19 protein-coding genes are annotated in these 19,401 nt (G+C 52.4%); 18 read left to right on the forward strand and 1 reads right to left on the reverse strand.

Annotated elements, in window-relative coordinates; genetic code table 11:
• Positions 1 to 64 precede the first annotated feature (64 nt).
• From rpsO to JOE21_RS01055, 13 genes are all read left to right on the forward strand, one after another.
• On the forward strand, positions 65 to 334 hold the full coding sequence (gene rpsO, locus JOE21_RS00995) for a 30S ribosomal protein S15 (RefSeq protein ID WP_309861220.1): 270 nt from the start codon (positions 65 to 67) through the stop codon (positions 332 to 334).
• 166 nt (positions 335 to 500) lie between these two features.
• Positions 501 to 2,600 (forward strand): polyribonucleotide nucleotidyltransferase, encoded by a 2,100-nt coding sequence (gene pnp / locus JOE21_RS01000; protein WP_309861224.1) that lies wholly within the window; start codon positions 501 to 503, stop codon positions 2,598 to 2,600.
• Between the two features lie 155 nt (positions 2,601 to 2,755).
• Positions 2,756 to 3,733 carry a polysaccharide deacetylase family protein gene (locus tag JOE21_RS01005; RefSeq protein ID WP_309861226.1) on the forward strand — a complete coding sequence of 326 codons (978 nt, stop codon included), beginning with the start codon at positions 2,756 to 2,758 and terminating at the stop codon, positions 3,731 to 3,733.
• Positions 3,734 to 3,798: 65 nt separating this feature from the next.
• Positions 3,799 to 5,055, forward strand: coding sequence for a M16 family metallopeptidase (locus JOE21_RS01010; RefSeq protein ID WP_309861230.1), 1,257 nt, complete (start codon positions 3,799 to 3,801; stop codon positions 5,053 to 5,055).
• Positions 5,039 to 5,491 carry a dUTP diphosphatase gene (gene dut, locus JOE21_RS01015; RefSeq protein ID WP_374709290.1) on the forward strand — a complete coding sequence of 151 codons (453 nt, stop codon included), beginning with the start codon at positions 5,039 to 5,041 and terminating at the stop codon, positions 5,489 to 5,491. Before JOE21_RS01010 ends, dut begins: the two co-directional genes overlap by 17 nt.
• A gap of 16 nt (positions 5,492 to 5,507) precedes the next feature.
• Positions 5,508 to 5,684 (forward strand): Spo0E family sporulation regulatory protein-aspartic acid phosphatase, encoded by a 177-nt coding sequence (locus tag JOE21_RS01020; protein ID WP_309861239.1) that lies wholly within the window; start codon positions 5,508 to 5,510, stop codon positions 5,682 to 5,684.
• Between the two features lie 179 nt (positions 5,685 to 5,863).
• Positions 5,864 to 6,121: a YlmC/YmxH family sporulation protein gene (locus tag JOE21_RS01025; RefSeq protein WP_309861241.1), complete on the forward strand. Its 258-nt coding sequence runs from the start codon at positions 5,864 to 5,866 to the stop codon at positions 6,119 to 6,121.
• A 149-nt stretch (positions 6,122 to 6,270) separates the two neighbouring features.
• A complete protein-coding gene (gene dpsA, locus JOE21_RS01030; RefSeq protein WP_309862382.1) occupies positions 6,271 to 7,167 on the forward strand; it encodes a dipicolinate synthase subunit DpsA in 897 nt (298 codons plus the stop codon).
• The gene (locus tag JOE21_RS01035) at positions 7,164 to 7,766 is read left to right on the forward strand and encodes a dipicolinate synthase subunit B (RefSeq protein ID WP_309861243.1); all 603 of its coding nucleotides are present in this window, start codon (positions 7,164 to 7,166) and stop codon (positions 7,764 to 7,766) included. The genes dpsA and JOE21_RS01035 overlap by 4 nt, the downstream gene beginning before the upstream one ends.
• Positions 7,767 to 7,982: 216 nt before the next feature.
• Positions 7,983 to 9,014 carry an aspartate-semialdehyde dehydrogenase gene (locus JOE21_RS01040; RefSeq protein WP_309861245.1) on the forward strand — a complete coding sequence of 344 codons (1,032 nt, stop codon included), beginning with the start codon at positions 7,983 to 7,985 and terminating at the stop codon, positions 9,012 to 9,014.
• A 19-nt stretch (positions 9,015 to 9,033) separates the two neighbouring features.
• Positions 9,034 to 10,275 (forward strand): aspartate kinase, encoded by a 1,242-nt coding sequence (gene dapG, locus JOE21_RS01045; protein ID WP_309861248.1) that lies wholly within the window; start codon positions 9,034 to 9,036, stop codon positions 10,273 to 10,275.
• A 30-nt stretch (positions 10,276 to 10,305) separates the two neighbouring features.
• Positions 10,306 to 11,196 carry a 4-hydroxy-tetrahydrodipicolinate synthase gene (gene dapA, locus JOE21_RS01050; RefSeq protein ID WP_309861252.1) on the forward strand — a complete coding sequence of 297 codons (891 nt, stop codon included), beginning with the start codon at positions 10,306 to 10,308 and terminating at the stop codon, positions 11,194 to 11,196.
• A gap of 191 nt (positions 11,197 to 11,387) precedes the next feature.
• Positions 11,388 to 13,067, forward strand: coding sequence for a ribonuclease J (locus JOE21_RS01055; RefSeq protein ID WP_309861256.1), 1,680 nt, complete (start codon positions 11,388 to 11,390; stop codon positions 13,065 to 13,067).
• A 70-nt stretch (positions 13,068 to 13,137) separates the two neighbouring features.
• Here JOE21_RS01055 and JOE21_RS01060 read toward each other — a convergent pair whose 3' ends face one another.
• Positions 13,138 to 13,998 (reverse strand): alpha/beta hydrolase, encoded by an 861-nt coding sequence (locus tag JOE21_RS01060; RefSeq protein ID WP_309861258.1) that lies wholly within the window; start codon positions 13,996 to 13,998, stop codon positions 13,138 to 13,140.
• A gap of 411 nt (positions 13,999 to 14,409) precedes the next feature.
• On the opposite strand from JOE21_RS01060, the gene JOE21_RS01065 reads away from it, so the two are divergent.
• The 5 genes from JOE21_RS01065 to JOE21_RS01085 all read left to right on the forward strand — a co-directional run bounded on the left by JOE21_RS01065 (position 14,410) and on the right by JOE21_RS01085 (position 19,376).
• On the forward strand, positions 14,410 to 14,616 hold the full coding sequence (locus JOE21_RS01065) for a YqaE/Pmp3 family membrane protein (RefSeq protein WP_309861261.1): 207 nt from the start codon (positions 14,410 to 14,412) through the stop codon (positions 14,614 to 14,616).
• Between the two features lie 98 nt (positions 14,617 to 14,714).
• Positions 14,715 to 15,473: a ClpP family protease gene (locus tag JOE21_RS01070; RefSeq protein WP_309861263.1), complete on the forward strand. Its 759-nt coding sequence runs from the start codon at positions 14,715 to 14,717 to the stop codon at positions 15,471 to 15,473.
• Positions 15,470 to 15,685, forward strand: a complete 216-nt coding sequence (locus JOE21_RS01075) for a YlzJ-like family protein (protein WP_309861266.1) — start codon at positions 15,470 to 15,472, stop codon at positions 15,683 to 15,685. Before JOE21_RS01070 ends, JOE21_RS01075 begins: the two co-directional genes overlap by 4 nt.
• 110 nt (positions 15,686 to 15,795) lie before the next feature.
• Positions 15,796 to 18,144, forward strand: coding sequence for an FtsK/SpoIIIE family DNA translocase (locus JOE21_RS01080; protein ID WP_309861269.1), 2,349 nt, complete (start codon positions 15,796 to 15,798; stop codon positions 18,142 to 18,144).
• A 221-nt stretch (positions 18,145 to 18,365) separates the two neighbouring features.
• Positions 18,366 to 19,376, forward strand: coding sequence for a BMP family lipoprotein (locus tag JOE21_RS01085; protein ID WP_309861272.1), 1,011 nt, complete (start codon positions 18,366 to 18,368; stop codon positions 19,374 to 19,376).
• Positions 19,377 to 19,401: the final 25 nt, after the last annotated feature.

A 19,401-nucleotide genomic window follows, 5' to 3' on the forward strand; every position in this document is an offset into this window, starting at 1 on the left:
AGAATCGACAGCCTCGACGATTGCCTGGGCTACGGGGGTTTTTGAAGACAGGAGGTGAACGTCGATGAGCTTGTCCCTGGAACGGAAACAGGAGATCATCAACGAGTTTAAGACCCATGAAAACGATACGGGGTCTCCGGAAGTGCAAATTGCAATCTTGACCACGCGGATTAACGAGTTGAACGAGCATCTGCGTGAGCACAAGAAAGATCACCACTCCCGCCGCGGGCTTCTGAAGATGGTCGGGCAACGCCGTAACTTGCTCAACTACCTGAAGAAGAATGATATTGCGCGGTACCGGGCATTGATCGGAAAACTGGGTTTGCGCCGGTAACACGAACAAAGCGGGGATATCCCCCGCTTTTTTCAGTAGAACCGCCGGATTCTACATATTTTCTCCCTCATTTTTTCCATGGGGTTGTAACCAGGCGGGGGAAGGAAATACTGGAGTGGTAGAGAAGTGTACATGTGTCTTTCACGAGAGGAGGATATGCAGCGAGATGGAACCAACCATTTATGAAACGACTCTGGCGGGCCGCAAGCTGACCCTGGAATTTGGGAAGTACGCCCAGCAAGCCAATGGTGCCGTGTTTGTCCGCTATGGTGATACGGCAGTGCTGGCGACGGCGACAGCCTCCAATGAGCCCAAGGATTTGCCCTTTTTCCCTCTGACTGTCAACTATGAAGAGCGGCTGTACGCAGTTGGGAAAATCCCGGGTGGATTCATCAAGCGGGAAGGGCGGCCCAGCGAGAAAGCGGTCTTGACCAGTCGGCTGATTGACCGGCCGATCCGGCCTCTGTTTCCGGACGGTTTTCGCAATGAAGTACAGGTGATCACCACGGTGATGTCCGTCGATCAGGACTGTTCGACGGAAGTGGCAGCTATGATCGGTGCTTCCGCGGCTTTATCGATTTCCGACATTCCCTTTGCAGGTCCTATTGCCGGTGTGATTGTGGGCCGGGTTGAGGGAGAGCTGGTGCTCAACCCCACGGTAGAGGAAATGGAAAAAAGCGATCTTCACTTGGTGGTGGCCGGAACCAAAGACGGTGTCAACATGGTGGAAGCCGGGGCGGATGAAATCCCGGAGGAGAGCATGTTGGAAGCGATTCTGTTCGGTCATGAAGCGATCAAGGAGATGGTCGCTTTCCAGGAGACGATTGTGGAACAAATCGGTGCGGAAAAGATCCAGCCGCAATTGCACGAGGTGGACCCCGAATTGGACAGTCGTGTGCGGGAGCTGGCTGTCACCCCGATGGTGGAAGCGGCGCAGGTGGTGGAAAAGCATGCCCGCCAGGAAGCCATCGACCGGGTGAAGGAACAGGTGCTGGAGCAGCTGGCGGAAGAGTATCCCGATGAGGATCGGGAAGCGGAAATCAGAGAGATATTGGATACGGTCCTGAAAGAAGAAGTTCGCCGGATGATCGTGGTGGAGAAAAAGCGTCCGGACGGGCGATCTCCCGATGAGATCCGTGCTTTATCCAGCGAAGTGGGGATCTTGCCCCGCACCCACGGTTCCGGCCTGTTTAAGCGCGGGCAAACCCAGGTGTTGACCGCCTGCACATTGGGGGCCTTGGGAGACGTTCAAATATTGGACGGGCTGGATCTAGAGGAATCCAAACGGTTTATGCATCACTACAATTTCCCCCCCTTTAGCGTCGGGGAAGCCAGGCCCATCCGAGGACCGGGACGACGGGAAGTGGGACACGGCGCGCTGGGTGAACGGGCGCTGGAGCCGATCATTCCATCGGAGGATGAGTTCCCTTACACGATCCGTCTCGTTTCCGAAGTGTTGGAATCCAACGGCTCCACTTCCCAGGCGAGCATTTGTGCTTCCACTTTGGCCCTGATGGATGCAGGCGTCCCGATCCACTCACCCGTAGCGGGGATTGCGATGGGTTTGGTGAAAGAAGGGGACCGAGTTACGGTGCTCACGGATATCCAGGGGATGGAAGACCACTTGGGTGATATGGACTTTAAAGTGGCCGGCACACCCAAAGGGGTGACTGCCTTGCAGATGGATATCAAGATCGAGGAAATTGATCGCGGCGTGCTGGAGGAAGCCCTGGCTCAAGCCCATCGTGCCCGGTTGCTGCTTTTGGAGAACATGCAGGCGGCAATCAAAGAACCGCGTAAGGAACTCTCCCCTTATGCGCCCAAAATTCTCACCTTGCGCATCCATCCCGATAAGATTCGCGATGTGATCGGTCCCAGTGGCCGCATGATCAACAAGATTATCGATGAGACCGGCGTAAAGATCGACATTGAACAAGACGGACGGGTGTTTATCGCTTCCACCGATCCTTCCCAAAACCAACGGGCCAAACAGATAATCGAAGATTTGGTAAGGGAAGTGGTGGTGGGGGAGATCTACACCGGTACCGTCAAGCGGGTGGAGAAGTATGGGGCGTTTGTGGAAGTGCTCCCGGGGAAAGAAGGATTGGTCCATATTTCCCAACTGGATCAAAACCGGGTCAACAAAGTGACGGATGTAGTCAATCTGGGAGACAGTATCTTGGTCAAAGTGACGGAGATCGATAACCAGGGTCGGATCAACCTTTCCCGTAAAGCGGTCCTGAAGGACCAATCTACTGCCACCTAACCGTTTTTCCGGTCTGGTTCGGGCGAGAAAAAGAGTCAGAGCGATCTGCCTCTTTTTTTGTTTTTCTATCAGCTGTGAACCCGCTCCATGCTCCTTGTATAGGAATGTTTTCCCGTGCATAAGTTAGTCTTAATTACGAAAGGTGTGGGGAAAACATGAAACATGGATGGAGAAAACGGTGGTTGTTGCTGGCTGTTCCGGTGATCGGACTCATCTTGTATATGCCGTCTGTTACGGCTTATGTAACATCGGTAAAGAATGGTGCCAGTGAGCCGGTGTTTCAACAGGATGTCTTGCGGCAATGGATTGAAAAAGAAGCGGATAAACGGGATGAACCGCCTCGTGACGCCCGCTTGGATACGACCTGGAAGGCGATTCCCGGTTACGCGGGGTTGAAGATGGATCGGGAAGCCACTTATCGTTTGGCCAAAAAAAGAGGGGAAGAACGGCCCACCCATTGGATCGTGAAGGAGATCCAGCCCAAGGTGTCTCTATCCGATTTAGGGGTCCACCCCATCTATCGGGGGAATGAATACAAACCGATGGCGGCGCTGATGATCAATGTGGCCTGGGGAACGGAACACTTGCCGGCGATGTTGGAGATCTTGGAACGGGAAGGGGTGAAGGCCACCTTTTTTTTGGATGGATCCTGGCTGGACAAGCATCCTGCGGAGGCCCGCCGCTTATTGGAAAAGGGTCACGATGTGGGCAACCATGCCTATTCCCATCCATTGATGAGCAAGTTGGGAGCTCCGGCAATCCGGCAGGAGATCGAAAAAACGGAAAAACGGATTCGTGCACTTGGCGTTCACTCCCGTTATTTTGCACCGCCGGCGGGGGACTTTAATGCACAAGTGGTAAACGAAGCTCACCGGCTAGGGATGAAAACGGTTTTATGGACGGTGGATACCGTTGATTGGAAGCCTTCTTCTTCGTCCGAATGGATGGTAGATCGGATCCGAAGAGGGATCGGCAACGGTTCGTTAGTGTTGATGCATCCGACCGATCGAACAGTGGTTGCGTTGCCCAAAATTATAAGCACGATTAAGGAAAAAGGATTAAAACTGGGTACGGTGGGCCAAGTTCTTTCATCCAAACGGGTGGAACAAGTTGAGCCCGTCCCGGGCTTTTGATATATTGGGGATACTTCTCGGAAAATCCTTACAGTTAAAATGGACGGGGAAGGGGGAGATGCCGGGTGATAGATAAACATACCTTGCCCAATGGGATTCGGGTGGTGGCGGAACAGATTCCCCACGTTCGATCCGTGGCTATCGGACTCTGGATTGGTACCGGATCCCGACATGAGTCAGCGGAAACCAACGGAATATCCCATTTCTTCGAGCACATGATGTTTAAAGGGACAAAGAGACGAACAGCCCGGCAACTGGCGGACACCTTCGACGAGATCGGCGGTCAAGTGAACGCGTTCACATCGAAGGAATTGACCTGCTATTATGCCAAAGTGTTGGATCAACATTTGAATGTCGCCTTGGATGTATTGTCCGATATGTTTTTCCAATCCGTTCTCCATCCGGAAGACATAAAAAAAGAGCGGAAGGTGATTGAGGAGGAGATCCGGATGGTGGAGGACACGCCGGACGATATTGTTCATGATTGGCTGTCTCAGGCAGCGATGGCGCGCCACTCGCTGGGCTTTCCGATCCTGGGCAGTATTGATAACCTTCGCCGCTTTGACCAAGAGGCATTGCTTTCGTTTCAGGAAAAATATTATACATCTGATCGGCTGGTGATCGCCTTGGCCGGGCATCTGCCCGACAATTACCTGGAGCAGGTTGCCGATTTTTTTGCTTCATGGACAAGCCGTCGCGAAGATGTCGGGTCTATCATACCGGAATTTACCGCAGGCGTGATCCATCGCAAGAAAGAGACGGAGCAGACACATATTTGCCTGGGTCTCCCAGGGTTATCCATCCGAGACCCCCGTATTTATTCTCTCATCTTGCTTAATAATCTGGTGGGAGGAAACATGAGTTCCCGTCTGTTTCAGGAAGTGCGTGAAGAGCGGGGGCTTGCCTATTCGGTCTACTCGTATCACAGCGCTTACCGGGACGGTGGCTTATTTACTTTGTACGCTGGAACCGGGCACGGACAGGCCAACCAAGTGTTGGACCTTCTGTTTCGAATCCTGGATGAGGTTAGGCAGACGGGTGTGACGGAGGAAGAGTTAAGAAAAGGGAAAGAACAGTTGAAAGGCAGCTTAATGATGAGCCTGGAGAGCACCAACAACCGAATGAGCCGACTGGGCAAAAATGAGTTGCTCCTGGGCAAGCACCGCTCTCTTGACGAGATCGTGGACGAGGTGGAGTCCTTGACACGGCAAGATCTCCTGGAGACGGCCCAATCGATTTTTTCCAACCCGACGGCGTTGTCGGTTATTTCCCCGGATGGTACGGTCCCGTCTGCCTATAGGAGGGATGCACTTGTTGTTTGATGTCAAGATCCAGAGAACCGCTGGTGCCGAGGATTTACCCCTGCCGCAGCAGATGTCGGAAGGGGCAAGCGGATTTGATCTGTTGGCCGCTGTTACGGAGGAGATACAACTTTCACCGGGAGAGCGGAAGCTGATTCCCACTGGGATCAAGCTGGAGATGCCGGCGGGTTTGGAAGCGCAAGTCCGTCCTCGCAGCGGCCTCGCCTTAAAACACGGAGTGACCACCTTGAACTCTCCCGGAACGATTGACGCGGATTACCGGGGGGAAATCGGAGTGATTCTGATCCATTGCGGGAGTGATCCCTTTACCATTAGACGGGGAGATCGGATCGCTCAGCTGGTGTTTCAGTCGGTTCCTGTTGTGCGGCTGGTTCCTGCGGCCACATTGACAGTGACACAGCGGGGTAGTGGAGGGTTTGGACACACAGGAAAATAGTCCAGGAGGGAACAAGGTGACTGTTACGGATATACATTCGCTGGAGAGAGAGTTGGAGAGAATCAGGGGAATCCTTCATCGGAAAGTGGGTGCAGACCCCACCCTTCTTTCTCATGGAGCGATCTTACCCATCAGTCGTCGTTTGGACCATCTGTTGAACCGCTATCACCAATTGAAACAAAAAACCCCCTGACGAACGGCCGCCGGATCCCGGCGGCCGTTCGTCGTATTTATGAGATAAGGACATATCTGTCTCCTAAATCCAATATCGAATGGGAGCACTCATGGTTAGTGAGGTCATAACTGTGCGGGGACGAGGATAGGTTGTAGAGAATCCGTGTGTCAAATGCGGACCAAAAGGGGGAGGTACCCATGCGGTGGAGCGAATTTGCGGAAAAAGAGTTAATTGATATGACAGGCGGCGAACGGATGGGAGTGGTGGGACACGCAGATCTGGTGATCGATCCGGAGACCGGACAGATTCATTCCTTGTTGTTGCCCATCCCGTCGGCTTCCTGGTTTGGAAAAAAGCAAGGTCACCGGGAGATTCATTGGCATCATATCAAAAAGATCGGGCCGGAGATGGTGATTGTGGAAGGTCGCCAAGGAACACACCGCGATCGGTACTAAAAAGGGAGGAAACAGGAGGAAACTTGTGTCGGTGTGTGCAAGGAACCCCTTTCTCCCCTCCGTCATATGATGCAGGAGAAGCCACACTTCCTGCAGATCGGGCGCCTTGAAGAAGGCGCTTTTTCTGGGAAAGGGGTTGGATGGGGGAGATGTTGACCGGCAAACATGTCGCCTTCCTCGGTGGAGATGCGCGCCAGTTGGAAGTGATAAAAAACTGTATCCAACTAAAAGCCAAGGTGAGTTTGATCGGTTTTGACAATCTGGAAAGTCCTTTTAGCGGAGCGGTGAGACGCGAACTGGAACCAGAATGGTTTTCCACCGTGGATTTGTTGATCCTGCCTATTTTGGGAACCGATGAAGACGGGCATGTAGGCAGTATATTTACCACACGTTCCATGGTGCTTACGGAAGAACATATCAGCAAGCTTCCCGCCCATGCCATGGTGGTGACAGGTATCGCGAAATCATACCTTCAAAATCTTTGTTCAGATAACGGAATTCGGTTGGTGGAACTGCTGAAACGGGATGATGTTGCCATCTACAACTCCATTCCGACGGTGGAGGGGGCGTTGATGATGGCGATCCAGAGCACCAATATCACCATTCACGGTTCCAAAAGTGTGGTACTGGGATTGGGAAGAGTCGGCTTGACGCTGGCCCGTACCCTGCATGCCATCGGGGCACAGGTTAAAGTGGGAGTACGAACGCCTGCTCAAGTGGCCCGGTCGGTAGAAATGGGAATCACGCCTTTTTACACGGAGAATCTCCCTCAAGAAGTGGGGAATGTGGACCTTCTTTTCAATACAGTTCCTTCACCGATCGTGACGGAACCGGTATTGGCTGCCATGCCGGCAACGGCCGTTATTATTGATCTGGCGTCAAAACCGGGAGGAACGGACTTCGCATTTGCCAAAAAAAGAGGAATCAAGGCCATGTTGGCTCCCAGCTTACCGGGTATTGTGGCATCCAAAACAGCGGGTCGGATTCTGGCGCAGACCATCACCCGTTTGCTGGGCGAAGAGCTCGGGGAGGAGGATCGCCCATGAATATCAGTGGGAAGACGATCGGATTCGGGTTAACGGGTTCGCATTGCACCCATGACGAAGTGTTGCCCCAGATGGAGCGCCTCGTCTCCCTTGGAGCAAGGGTTATGCCGATCTTATCCCATACGGTCCAGACGGTGGACAGTAAATTCGGGGAGGCGGCTAAGTGGCTGCGAAAAATCCGCACGATCAGCGGGGAGGAACCGATCACCACGGTTCCGGAAGCAGAGCCGATTGGACCAAAGAAGCTGTTGGATTGCATGCTGATCGCTCCCTGTACCGGCAACAGTCTGGCACGTTTGGCCAATGCCTTGACTGACGGCCCGGTGTTAATGGCTGCCAAAGCCCAGATGCGTAATCAACGTCCGGTAGTGGTGGCTATTTCCACCAATGACGCACTGGGATTAAATGCTGCAAATTTGGCCCGTCTTTTACCTGCCAAAAATATCTATTTTGTCCCCTTTGGTCAGGATAATCCCTTTGTAAAGCCCAATTCGTTGGTTGCGCGGATGGAAATGATTCCGGAAACGGTAGATGCAGCGATGCGCGGAGAGCAAATCCAACCTTTAATAGTTGAAAAATACCGTGTCCCTGGCACATAATAGAGATTGAGTTTAACAGAATGGAATAAAAGACTGAAGGCCTTCCTTCTTGGAGAATGAAGGCCCTTGGTTCTTTTATTCCATATCTGATCAGGCTCCCGCTTTTATCAGCGGGGGAGGAAGAGGAAATTTAGGATCAGTCTTTCTATGCTTACGGTGGTAACCCATCTGGAGCAAGAGGGCTGTATCCAACTATTGTGAGGGGGAACTTGTCATATGCCATCACGCCAAGTGACAGTGGCTGTCTTGGGGGCGACAGGTGCTGTTGGAGAACAGATCCTGAAGAATTTGGAGCAACGATCCTTTCCGGTAAAAGAACTCCGTCCACTCGCCTCTGCTCGATCCGCCGGTTCCACTATACGGTTCCGAGGAGAGGAAGTCATCGTCCAAGAGGCGACACCCGATGCGTTTGAAGGGGTGGATATCGCCCTGTTTAGTGCAGGGGGAAGCATCAGCGAACGATTGGCTCCAGAAGCGGTAAAACGGGGAGCCGTTGTGGTAGATAATACCAATGCATTTCGCATGAATCCGAAGGTCCCCTTAGTGGTGCCGGAAGTGAATGCCGACGAAATTAAAAACCATCAAGGGATCATCGCCAATCCCAATTGTTCCACGATTCAGATGGTGGTGGCGCTGAAACCGCTGTACGACCGCTTCGGCTTTGACCGTGTGATTGTGTCCACGTACCAAGCGGTGTCCGGTTCGGGCGCGCAAGCGATGGAAGAATTAAAAGAACAGTCCCGGGCATATTTGGCCGGCGAAGAGATGAAAAAGGAAATTATGCCTGTCGGCAAACTTGATAAACATTACCCGATTGCATTTAATGCGATTCCGCAATGTGATGTGGCCCAGGAGAACGGGTTTACGCTGGAAGAGATGAAGATGGTCCGGGAGACCAAAAAAATCTTCGGCGACGACTCGATTGGCGTCACCGCCACATGTGTCCGGGTGCCGGTTCTTCGCGGTCACAGTGAAAGTGTCTATGTAGAGTTGAAACAGGACTTCGACCTGGAAGAAGTGCGCGATGCCCTGCGTACAGCAGAAGGTGTTGTTCTGGAGGATGACATCGACCAACAAGTGTATCCGATGCCGCTTGAGAGAGCGGGCCGGGACGAGGTGTTTGTCGGCCGGGTACGCCGGGATACGGTGAATCCCCGTGCGCTCAACTTATGGGTTGTGTCCGACAATCTCCTGAAAGGGGCGGCGACCAACGCTGTCCAAATCGCAGAAAAGCTGGTGCAACAATAGATTGGAAGGGAATATGCCCATGAAAATCCGAGTGCAAAAGTTCGGTGGAACCTCGGTAGCAACCCCCGAGAGGCGCGAAAGGGTTCTCCACCATATTCGTCAAGCGCTGGCGGAAGATCGTCGGTTGGTGGTGGTGGTTTCCGCCATGGGGCGAAAAGGAGACCCATACGCCACCGACACCTTCCTGGACTGGATCGGGCAGAACGGACAATCGCTCACGCCGCGGGAGCAGGATCTCTTGTTAAGCTGTGGGGAAATCATATCCGCCTCGACGTTATCGAGCCTTCTTAATCAAGAGGGAATCTCCAACACCGTCCTGACGGGAGGCCAGGCGGGAATCATCACCAATAACAACCACACCAACGCCCAGATTTTAACGATTCACCCTTCACGGGTGTTGGAGGAATTGGAGCAGGACATGGTTGTGGTCCTGGCAGGATTCCAGGGCAGAACCGCCGACGGCGAGGTGACGACCTTGGGACGGGGCGGAAGTGATACGACGGCCACGGCGCTTGGAGTCGCTCTCCAAGCGGATGTGGTGGACATCTTCACCGACGTGGAAGGGATTATGACGGCTGATCCGCGTATTGTGGATGATGCGGCTGCTCTTGAGACAGTCACCTACAGCGAAATCTGCAATCTGGCCTTCCAAGGGGCAAAAGTGATTCATCCCCGAGCGGTGGAATTGGCGATGCAGACCAATGTGCCGATCCGTGTTCGCTCCACGATGAGTGATCATCCCGGCACCCTGGTGACCAGTACGACTCAGTCGGATCATGTTGCGGGGGAACTACAGGAGCGTTTGATTACGGGAATTACCCAGATGCCCGATATCACCCAAATTCAGATTCCGGTAACGGAAGGACGCCTGGATCTGCAACAATCCGTTTTTAAAGCGATGGCGGAGGACCGCATCAGTGTTGATTTCATCAATATCAACCCGAGTGTGGTGGCTTACACCGTACACAATCATGTGGCGGATCGAGCCGAAGCGATTTTAAGAAGGATGGACCTGGAACCTGAGCTCCATCGGGATTGCGCCAAAGTTTCCATTGTGGGTGGGGGAATTGCCGGTGTACCGGGTGTCATGTCCCGGATCGCAGAAGCGCTGACAGATGAGGACATCCAAATCCTGCAAGCAGCAGACTCCCACACCACCATTTGGGTGCTGGTGCGCGGGGAGGATATGATAAAAGCGGTGCGGGCTCTCCACCGGAAGTTTGACCTTCATAATGTACAACAGGCCGCATCGATGTTGTAACCAAAGATCAACAGCGATTGGTTTAGGGGGATGGACACCGTGCAATTTGGAAGACTGCTGACAGCGATGATTACACCCTTCACATCAGACGGAACCGTGGATTGGCTGCGGTTTGACGCGGTTTTGGAGCATCTGATCAATCAAGGGTCCGAATCCGTGGTGATTGCGGGCACCACAGGGGAATCACCCACCCTTTCCCAAGATGAAAAGCTTCAGCTTTTTAAACGGGCGGTGGAACGGGCTCAAGGTCGGGTGAAGGTGATCGCCGGCACCGGAAGCAACCAAACAGCCGCTGCCCAGGAATTAACCCAGAAAGCGGAAGCGACCGGAGTGGACGGCGTCATGTTGGTGGTCCCTTACTACAACCGACCAACCCAGGAGGGGCTGTACCAGCACTTCCGAGCGGTGGCCGAGACCACGTCCCTTCCCGTGATGTTGTATAATGTCCCTGGCCGAACGGCCGTTCACATGGATGTAGAGACCATGGCCCGGCTTACCCATGATGTACTCAACATCACCGCAGTAAAGGAATCCAGTGGTCGTCTGGTGGATGTCATGAAACTGGCAGCACGTAAACGGGAAGATGTGGCTCTATACAGCGGAATGGATGAACTGGTCGTCCCTTATCTCGCATCCGGTGCAGACGGAGTCGTCAGCGTGGCCAGCCACGTGGCGGGACTGGAAATGAAGCGGATGATGGAAGCTTATTTTAACGGGGAGACAAATGAGGCAACCGCCATTCAGCAAAAGCTCTTGCCATTGGTGGAAGCGCTGTTTATGACTTCCAGTCCGGCTCCCTTAAAATACATGCTCGCCCGTATGGGGATTTGCGAGGAGCATGTTCGCCTGCCCATTATTCCGCTCTCCGACATGGAGAAAAAATGGGTGGACTCCATTTTGGATTCGTCTGTTCCCGCATAGAGCCTGAACTGTTCATAACAGTCGTGTCCGTGAACCGCGGACGCGGCTTTTTTTATGGCATTCCGGAGTATGGAAGATTTTTGTGTCCTCTTCTTGCAAGGAGAACCGTCCATTGTGTATAATACAGGTAAGTGACTTGTGCGGTTTATATGGGTGACTGACAATTGAATACAATACAGGAGGAATTTTTTTTGACAAAAAACAACTCACGAAGCAAATTGTCCATTTTTGCTCTCGGTGGGTTGGATGAAATTGGGAAAAACATGTACGTGGTTCGATACGGAGATGATATCGTCGTCATCGATTCCGGGTTGATGTTTCCGGAAGAAGAGATGTTGGGCATTGATGTCGTCATCCCTGATATCACATACTTGGTTGAGAATCGAGATAAGGTGCGCGGAATCCTGCTGACCCACGGACACGAGGATCATATCGGCGGGCTTCCATACATCCTAAAGCAGCTTCAGGTGCCGATTTACGGTACCAAGCTCACGATGGGACTGGTGGAACACAAACTGCGTGAAGCTCACTTGCTGAATCAGACCAAGCGGATTGTGATCAACAATCGTTCGGAGATCAAGCTTGGCTCGGTGAAGGCGACCTTCTTTAGAGTTAATCACAGCATTCCCGACGCGGTGGGGATCTGCTTGGAGACACCGGAAGGAAATGTGGTGCACACCGGTGACTTCAAGTTCGATATGACACCAATCAACGGATTGGAAGCGGACATACACAAGATGGCCGAGATCGGGAAAGAGGGTGTCTTGTGTCTGCTTTCCGACAGCACCAATGCGGAACGTCCGGGCTTCACCGGTTCGGAACGAACGGTGGGGGAAGGGTTGGAGAACCTGTTTCGTAAAGCGAAGCAGCGGGTGATTGTCGCCACCTTCGCCTCCAATCTTCACCGGATTCAACAAGTGGTGGATGCCGCTGAACAGCACAACCGGAAATTGGCGGTCATTGGCCGCAGCATGGTCAATGTGGTCAATATTGGGATGGAGTTGGGTTACCTGCGTGTCCCACCGGATCTTTTGATCGAGCCGGATGATATCAACCGCTTGCCTGCCCATAAGGTGGCGGTCATGTCAACGGGCAGCCAGGGGGAACCTATGTCCGCTTTGACCCGTATGGCTCATGGATCCCACCGTAAAATTGAGATTTTACCGGGGGATACCGTGATCCTGGCTGCTACGCCAATTCCGGGAAATGAGAAATCGGTTGCCCGCACGGTGAACCAGTTGTTCCGGGTGGGAGCCAATGTGGTCTACAGCAACAACTCCGAAGAAGGTGTCCACGTGTCCGGACACGGGTCCCAGGAGGACCTTAAATTGATGCTCAACCTGATGAAACCCCAATTTTTCATCCCGATTCACGGTGAGCACCGCATGTTGCGTGCTCACGGTCAACTTGCCGAAAGTGTAGGCGTGCGGCCGGAAAACATTTTCATTGCCGATAATGGTGATGCAGTGGAAATTTCCGGCGGAAAAGCGCGCTATGGTTCCAAAATCCCGACGGGCAACGTCCTCATCGATGGTTTGGGCGTTGGCGATGTCGGTAATATCGTGTTGCGAGATCGGAAACTGTTGTCTCAAGATGGTATTCTGGTGGTTGTGGTTACTCTCAGCAAAAACAACGGGAAGGTTTTGTCCGGTCCGGACATCATCTCTCGCGGTTTCGTTTATGTAAGGGAGTCCGAAAAACTGCTGGAAGAAGCCAACCGCATTGTCACCCAGACGATGGAAAAGTGCGCGAACGAACGTGTGAGCGAATGGGCTTCTCTAAAGACCAGCATCCGCGATGCACTGAGTCGGTTCCTTTATGACCAAACCCGCCGTCGCCCGATGATCTTGCCGATCATCATGGAAGTGTAACATCCGATCAGTCACCCATTGAACATAAAACCGCGATCCCATAAGGGATCGCGGTTGTTGGTTTAATCCATCACTTCGATTGCTGCAACCACTCCATTAACGCATCCACAGCTGGAGTCGATTCGTTCGAGTGAAGCAGGCAATGTCCGGCACCGGGGAGCAGACGCCATTCCTTTTCCTTGACGGTCAGCCGGTCAAAAAATGTGCGGACTGCATGAGGGGAGATCAAAGGATCGTGATCCCCGCAGAGACACAAAGTGGGGACCCGGACATGTTCGGACTTGCTGATTGCGATGTTAATGTGTACAAGCAGTTCTTGAACCCAGCGGATGGAATACCGCAATGCGACCAGAGGGTCGCTCAACTTTGTATTTACATCATAAGAGATATATCGCTTCAGCCTTGATATGCGCTGTGCTTTTTCCATCAAACGATAGGGATTGACACTTAGTCCTGGTGTCACTCGGCTGATGAATTGAATCAAACGATAAATGGGAGTTGGGATCTTTATATGCAGGCCGAGAGCGGGAGCGGACAAAACCATTCCGTTTATGGTATCCGGATAGGATTGGGCATAGCGGGTTACAATCAGTCCGCCTAAACTATGTCCAATCAGATAAACTTGGATATCCCCCAGTTTATGTCTGAAAAAATGAATAAGCTGATTCATGTCCTCTAAATAATCGTCAAAACAGGTGACATGACCGCTTTTGCCATCGGAACGACCAAATCCCCGCAGATCGAAGATAATAAAAGCATGACCGGCATGAGAAAATCGGTTCCCCAAGTGCTTGTACAGTTCCAAGTGCTCTCCGGCACCATGGACCAGGATGACAGCGGAGTGAAACCGTTCCGGAACCCAGATGCGATAGTGAAGACAAGTTCCGTCCCGCATACGAAGCCGGTCCTCATAAGTGTGACAGTGACTCATCATTTTTCTCCTCCACAAAGTCCTTGCATCATCATCCAGTATGAGCAATCCGCAAGAAAACCATCGTGGGAAAATATGCTTTCTGACGCATGGTATAAGATGTCACGGAAAGCATGATTCTTTTGATAAAAACATATCAAAGAGGCAGGAGGCGAAAAGATTGAGGATGATGATCCACTTATGGGGAAAGGCGAGGAAATGGCTGGAAAAGTGGTTGCTTGATCAATATAAGCGTTATAGTTCAACAAAATGAAATGAGTTTCGGCACCAGGGTAACAATCCGGGGGAACACGAAGTCAGAGGGCCGGAGAAGATCCCGGCTCTCTAACGATGGATAAACCTGTAGAATTGAAGTGACTTTTTCGTATATGATGAATAAAATGGATCTCTTGATCGAAAGGAGCGGCAATGTTGTTGTATTTATTGGCTATTATTCTTCCGCCTGTGGCGGTCTTGTTTGTGGGAAAACCGTTTCAAGCCATACTCAACCTGATTCTTACCCTTTTTGGCTGGCTTCCCGGTGTCATCCACGCCGTTCTGGTGGTGAATGAACAGAAAGCAGATAAACGAGCCCAGAGGCAAGCGGAGTATCTTGCTGGTATCCGAAAACGGGTATGAGGGTGTATGTTAGAAAATGAAATGAATCGCAAATCCCTTTTTTTTGCATGCCTTCCTCCTTTCTCGACACATACTAGGTGGGAAAAGGGGGATGAACCATGTCGAATGAACCGAGCGCACAACCCACGCCTGCCCCGGTGGATCCCAAAGGGCCGGGTGTGGAACCGGAAACCGGTGGAGAACGCAAGAAAAATGTCATTGATGCGATTCAGCAGCTGGGGCAGGCTAACGTACCGCAACTGGATTCCAACATCTACTGCCTGTCCGTCATCGGTCAGGTGGAGGGCCACCTAGTCATGCCGGCGCAAAACAAGACGACTAAGTATGAGCATGTGATTCCGCAAATTGTGGCGGCAGAGCAAAATCCGGGAATCGAAGGAATCATTATCATCCTCAATACAGTGGGTGGCGATGTGGAGGCAGGACTGGCCATCGCCGAAATGATCGCCTCCATGAACAAACCGACTGTTTCATTGGTGCTGGGAGGAGGACACAGTATCGGAGTGCCGATTGCGGTCAGTGCCAATGTTTCATTTATCGCGGAGACGGCCACCATGACGATCCACCCGGTCCGGTTGACCGGATTGGTTGTGGGTGTGCCTCAAACCTTTGAATACATGGAAAAGATGCAGGAGCGGGTGATCCGGTTTGTGGCAAGCCACTCCAAAATCTCACAGGAACAATTCCGGGAGTTGATGTTCCGTACCGGGGAATTGGCACGGGATATTGGCACCAATGTGATCGGCCCCGATGCGGTTAATCACGGCTTGATCGACCGGGTGGGAGGTTTGGGAGACGCTCTGGCTGAACTGAATCGACAGATCGAGCAGAATCGCAACGGAGGGATCGTTCAGTGATTTACTATTCGATCATTCCAGCTGAGATGGCATTAATGGATGAAACGCAAACGACTTCGGTGCGGGAAGTGAGCGTGAACGGGGTGATGATGCAGGTGGAGGTGATCAGCCCGATGGAAGGCCGTATTCAGCGCCTACTCTCTCCGGAGCCCCGCCATTATCTGGACCCGCGCTTCCAACCGGGGGAGCGTATTGCCATTCCGCCTTCCTGACGGGAGACTTGCATATATGCCTGATCCATTCAAACCCTTCAAGTCTACTTGGAGGGTCTTTCCATGCTATAATATGGTGAATGAGCGGCAAATGAGAAAAGGTGATGGGAATGGCTGGATCTAAAAAAAGGAAAAAGAAAACAGAATCCAAAGGAACGGTATTGAAACGTGCCATTCGGTTTGAGCTGTATGCCATCATCCTTCTGACCTTGTCCTTGATGGCGATGGCTCAACTGGGGGCAGTGGGACGATCACTGACGTATTTGTCCCGACTGTTCGTCGGCAATTGGGATTTTCTCTTGCCCCTTGCAGGCATATTCATGGCCGGCTACTTAGCGTTTAAACGTCGGTGGCCACAGGAGTGGTCTTCCCGTTGGACAGGAATTCTTTTGCTGCTGTTATCCTTTCTGGTCTGGAATCACATGGACACCTTCGACGGTTTGGAACGTCGGGGGGTAGACGGTCCCGTGATCCCGGTTACCTGGGACTTGATATTGGAGGAACGCCAATCCCCTCTTCCTACGGATATTGGCGGGGGAATGGTCGGAGCATTGGGATATGCCTTATTCCAGTATCTTTTTGACAGAGGCGGTTCCACCATCGCAGTGGTATCCACCGGGATTGCAGGTGCTCTTCTGGCAACGGGTTTTTCCTTCGTTCAAGCGATGGAACGGTTCCGCGATTGGTGGCGGCGGACGACTCAAGAGTGGAAGGTCCGCCTCAGCCAAGCCCTTGGTCGGATGAAGCAGAAAGAGACCACCCGCAAAAGTAAAGGAAAACGGATAAAAAAGGCTGCTTCGGAAGAAGAGATTCCAGTGATCCACGATTTTTCCGAAAAGGAGCAAGAGATCAGCCCCCCGTCGGACTGGGAACAGAAAGAGCTGTTCCCTGTAGCGGACCCGCCTTCTCCTCCACGAGAGACGAAGCCGGCCGGTTCAACCCCGAATGTAAGCCGGGGAAAGGAAGAGGAAAAAAGTTCAGCAGGTGTCGTGGTTCAGTTCAACAAAGAACAGGACTTGCCGGAATATCGCCTCCCCCCCTATTCGTTGTTGGAAAAACCGAAGAGCAAAGGGCGCAACCGGGAGCGTCAAGGGATGACCGACAACGCTAAAAAGCTGGAAACCACACTGGAAAGCTTTGGTGTAAAGGCAAAAGTGACACAAATCCACCGAGGACCCGCCGTAACCCGATACGAAGTGCAACCGGATATCGGGGTGAAAGTGAGCCGCATCGTCAACTTGTCGGATGACATCGCGCTGTCGCTGGCTGCCAAGGATATCCGCATCGAAGCTCCCATACCGGGAAAAGCGGCGGTGGGAATTGAAGTGCCCAATCCTGAGATTTCCATCGTCGGTTTGCGCGACGTCCTGGAAAGCTCCCACTATCATGAATCCTCGTCAAAGTTGTCCATCGCCTTGGGTCGGGATATTTCCGGGGAGCCGATTGTCGGTGACTTGACGAAGATGCCTCATCTGCTGGTGGCTGGTGCAACCGGAGCCGGCAAAAGTGTCTGCATCAATGACATCATCTGCAGCATCTTGTATAAAGCCAAGCCCAATGAAGTGAAATTTATGATGATCGACCCCAAAATGGTGGAGCTTAACATCTACAATGGCATTCCTCACTTGTTGGCGCCGGTGGTGACCGATTCCCGCAAAGCGGCCATCGCCCTGAAAAAAGTGGTAGCGGAGATGGAGAAGCGCTATGAACGGTTCGCCGACTCCGGTGCCCGGGATATCGAACGCTACAACCAGATCCAAAAGGAACAAGGAAGCGAAGGCCTCACACTTCCCTATATCGTGGTGATCGTGGATGAGTTGGCGGATCTGATGATGGTGGCTCCCGCCGATGTGGAAGACGCCATCTGCCGGTTGGCTCAGATGGCTCGAGCAGCTGGAATCCACCTCATCATCGCCACCCAGCGGCCGTCGGTGGATGTCATCACCGGGGTGATTAAAGCCAACATCCCGTCCCGCATCGCCTTTGGCGTGTCCTCTCAAGCGGATTCCCGCACAATCCTGGATATGGGAGGAGCCGAAAAGCTGTTGGGTCGGGGGGATATGCTGTACTTGCCCGTTGGGGCTTCCAAACCGATTCGGGTGCAGGGGTCGTACCTGTCTGACAAAGAAGTGGAAGCAGTGGTTCGTTTTGTGACGGATCAGCAGGAAGTTCGCTACCAGGAGGAGATGATTCCTGAAGATACGGGAAGCGGAAGCGATGAAGAGGTGGAAGATGAGCTCTTTCCACAAGCGGTTCAGTTGGTGGTGGAAGCCAAAACCGCATCCGTGTCTCTCCTGCAGCGCCGTTTGCGTATTGGTTACACCCGAGCGGCCCGTTTGATCGATTTTATGGAAGAGCGCGGGATTGTTGGACCCTATGAGGGCAGCAAACCCCGAGAAGTTCTGATGGGTCCGGAACAATGGAGCCAACAGCAGCAAAATCGGAATGCATCGATATAAACAAAAAAAGCCCGGGAGGTGGTCGCCTTCCGGGTTTCCATATAGTTACTATGCACTACTGCGTATTGCTGATATGTACTCGGCACAAAATAGTAGCAAAATGAAATGACCCATGGTATAACAGTAGAGGAGCATTTACTGGACAGGGTGAGAGAAGGGGTGGATCAGCCTTTGAACTGGCCAGCATCTGCTCTTCCATTTACACAAGGGGGGGTTCTCGCATGTTGAAGAAAGCATGGGCAGCCGGCTTGTTAAGCGCAGTGTTGGTGTTTGTAACCGCTTGCGGCGGTGCAACCGATGAAGGGAAACCGGGCGAGGAAGACAAATTCAGCGCAGCCCTGGTGACTGACACAGGCGGTTTGAACGACGAGTCCTTCAACCAAATTTCCTGGGAAGGTTTTAAGCAGGCTGAAAAAGAACTGGGCGCGGATATCGATTATTTAGAGTCCAAGCGGGATGAAGATTATATTCCCAACCTGACCAAGTTTGCCCGTGACGGACGAGACATCACCTGGGGAGTTGGGTTTAAATTTGAAAAAGCGATCCCGGAAGTGGCGAACCAGTTCCAGGATGCAAAGTTTGGGATCGTGGACAGCAACCTGGGTGGAGACATTCCGGAAAATGTGGTGGCTGTTACCTTTAAAGAAGAGGAAGGCTCCTTCTTGATGGGGGTTATTGCAGGGTCGATGACTCAATCGGACAAAGTGGGCTTTATCGGTGGAATTACTTCTCCCCTTATCAAGAAATTTGAGGCAGGCTTTACTGCCGGTGTGAAAGCGGTTAACCCCGATGCCAAAGTGACTGCGGCTTACGCAGAAAGCTTCGTAGATGTGGCCAAAGGCCGCTCGCTGGCCGCTAATATGTATAACGACGGGGTCGATGTCATCTATCACGCTGCCGGTGGTGTGGGCAAAGGCCTGTTCGACGAAGTAAAAACCCGGGAACAAGGAGAATATTGGGCGATCGGGGTCGATATGGACCAGTCGGCACTGGCTCCTGATCATACCTTAAGTTCCATGGTGAAACGAGTGGACGTAGCCGTGTTCGAGATCATGAGCGATCTGGAGGGAGGTACCTTCAAGGGCGGTCAAGAAGTGGTACTCGGCTTGGAGGATGAAGGGGTAAGCATTGCGGAAACCACAGATCGGCATGTTCCTGAAGATGTCTTAAAAACGGTGGAAGAGTACAAGCAGAAAATCATTGATGGCGAAATTGAAGTTCCCTCCAAATAATCATAAGCGGAAGCATTTACCGAAT

Origin of the sequence: Desmospora profundinema (genome assembly GCF_031454155.1) — a bacterium.
In the GTDB taxonomy this organism is placed as follows: domain Bacteria; phylum Bacillota; class Bacilli; order Thermoactinomycetales; family DSM-45169; genus Desmospora; species Desmospora profundinema.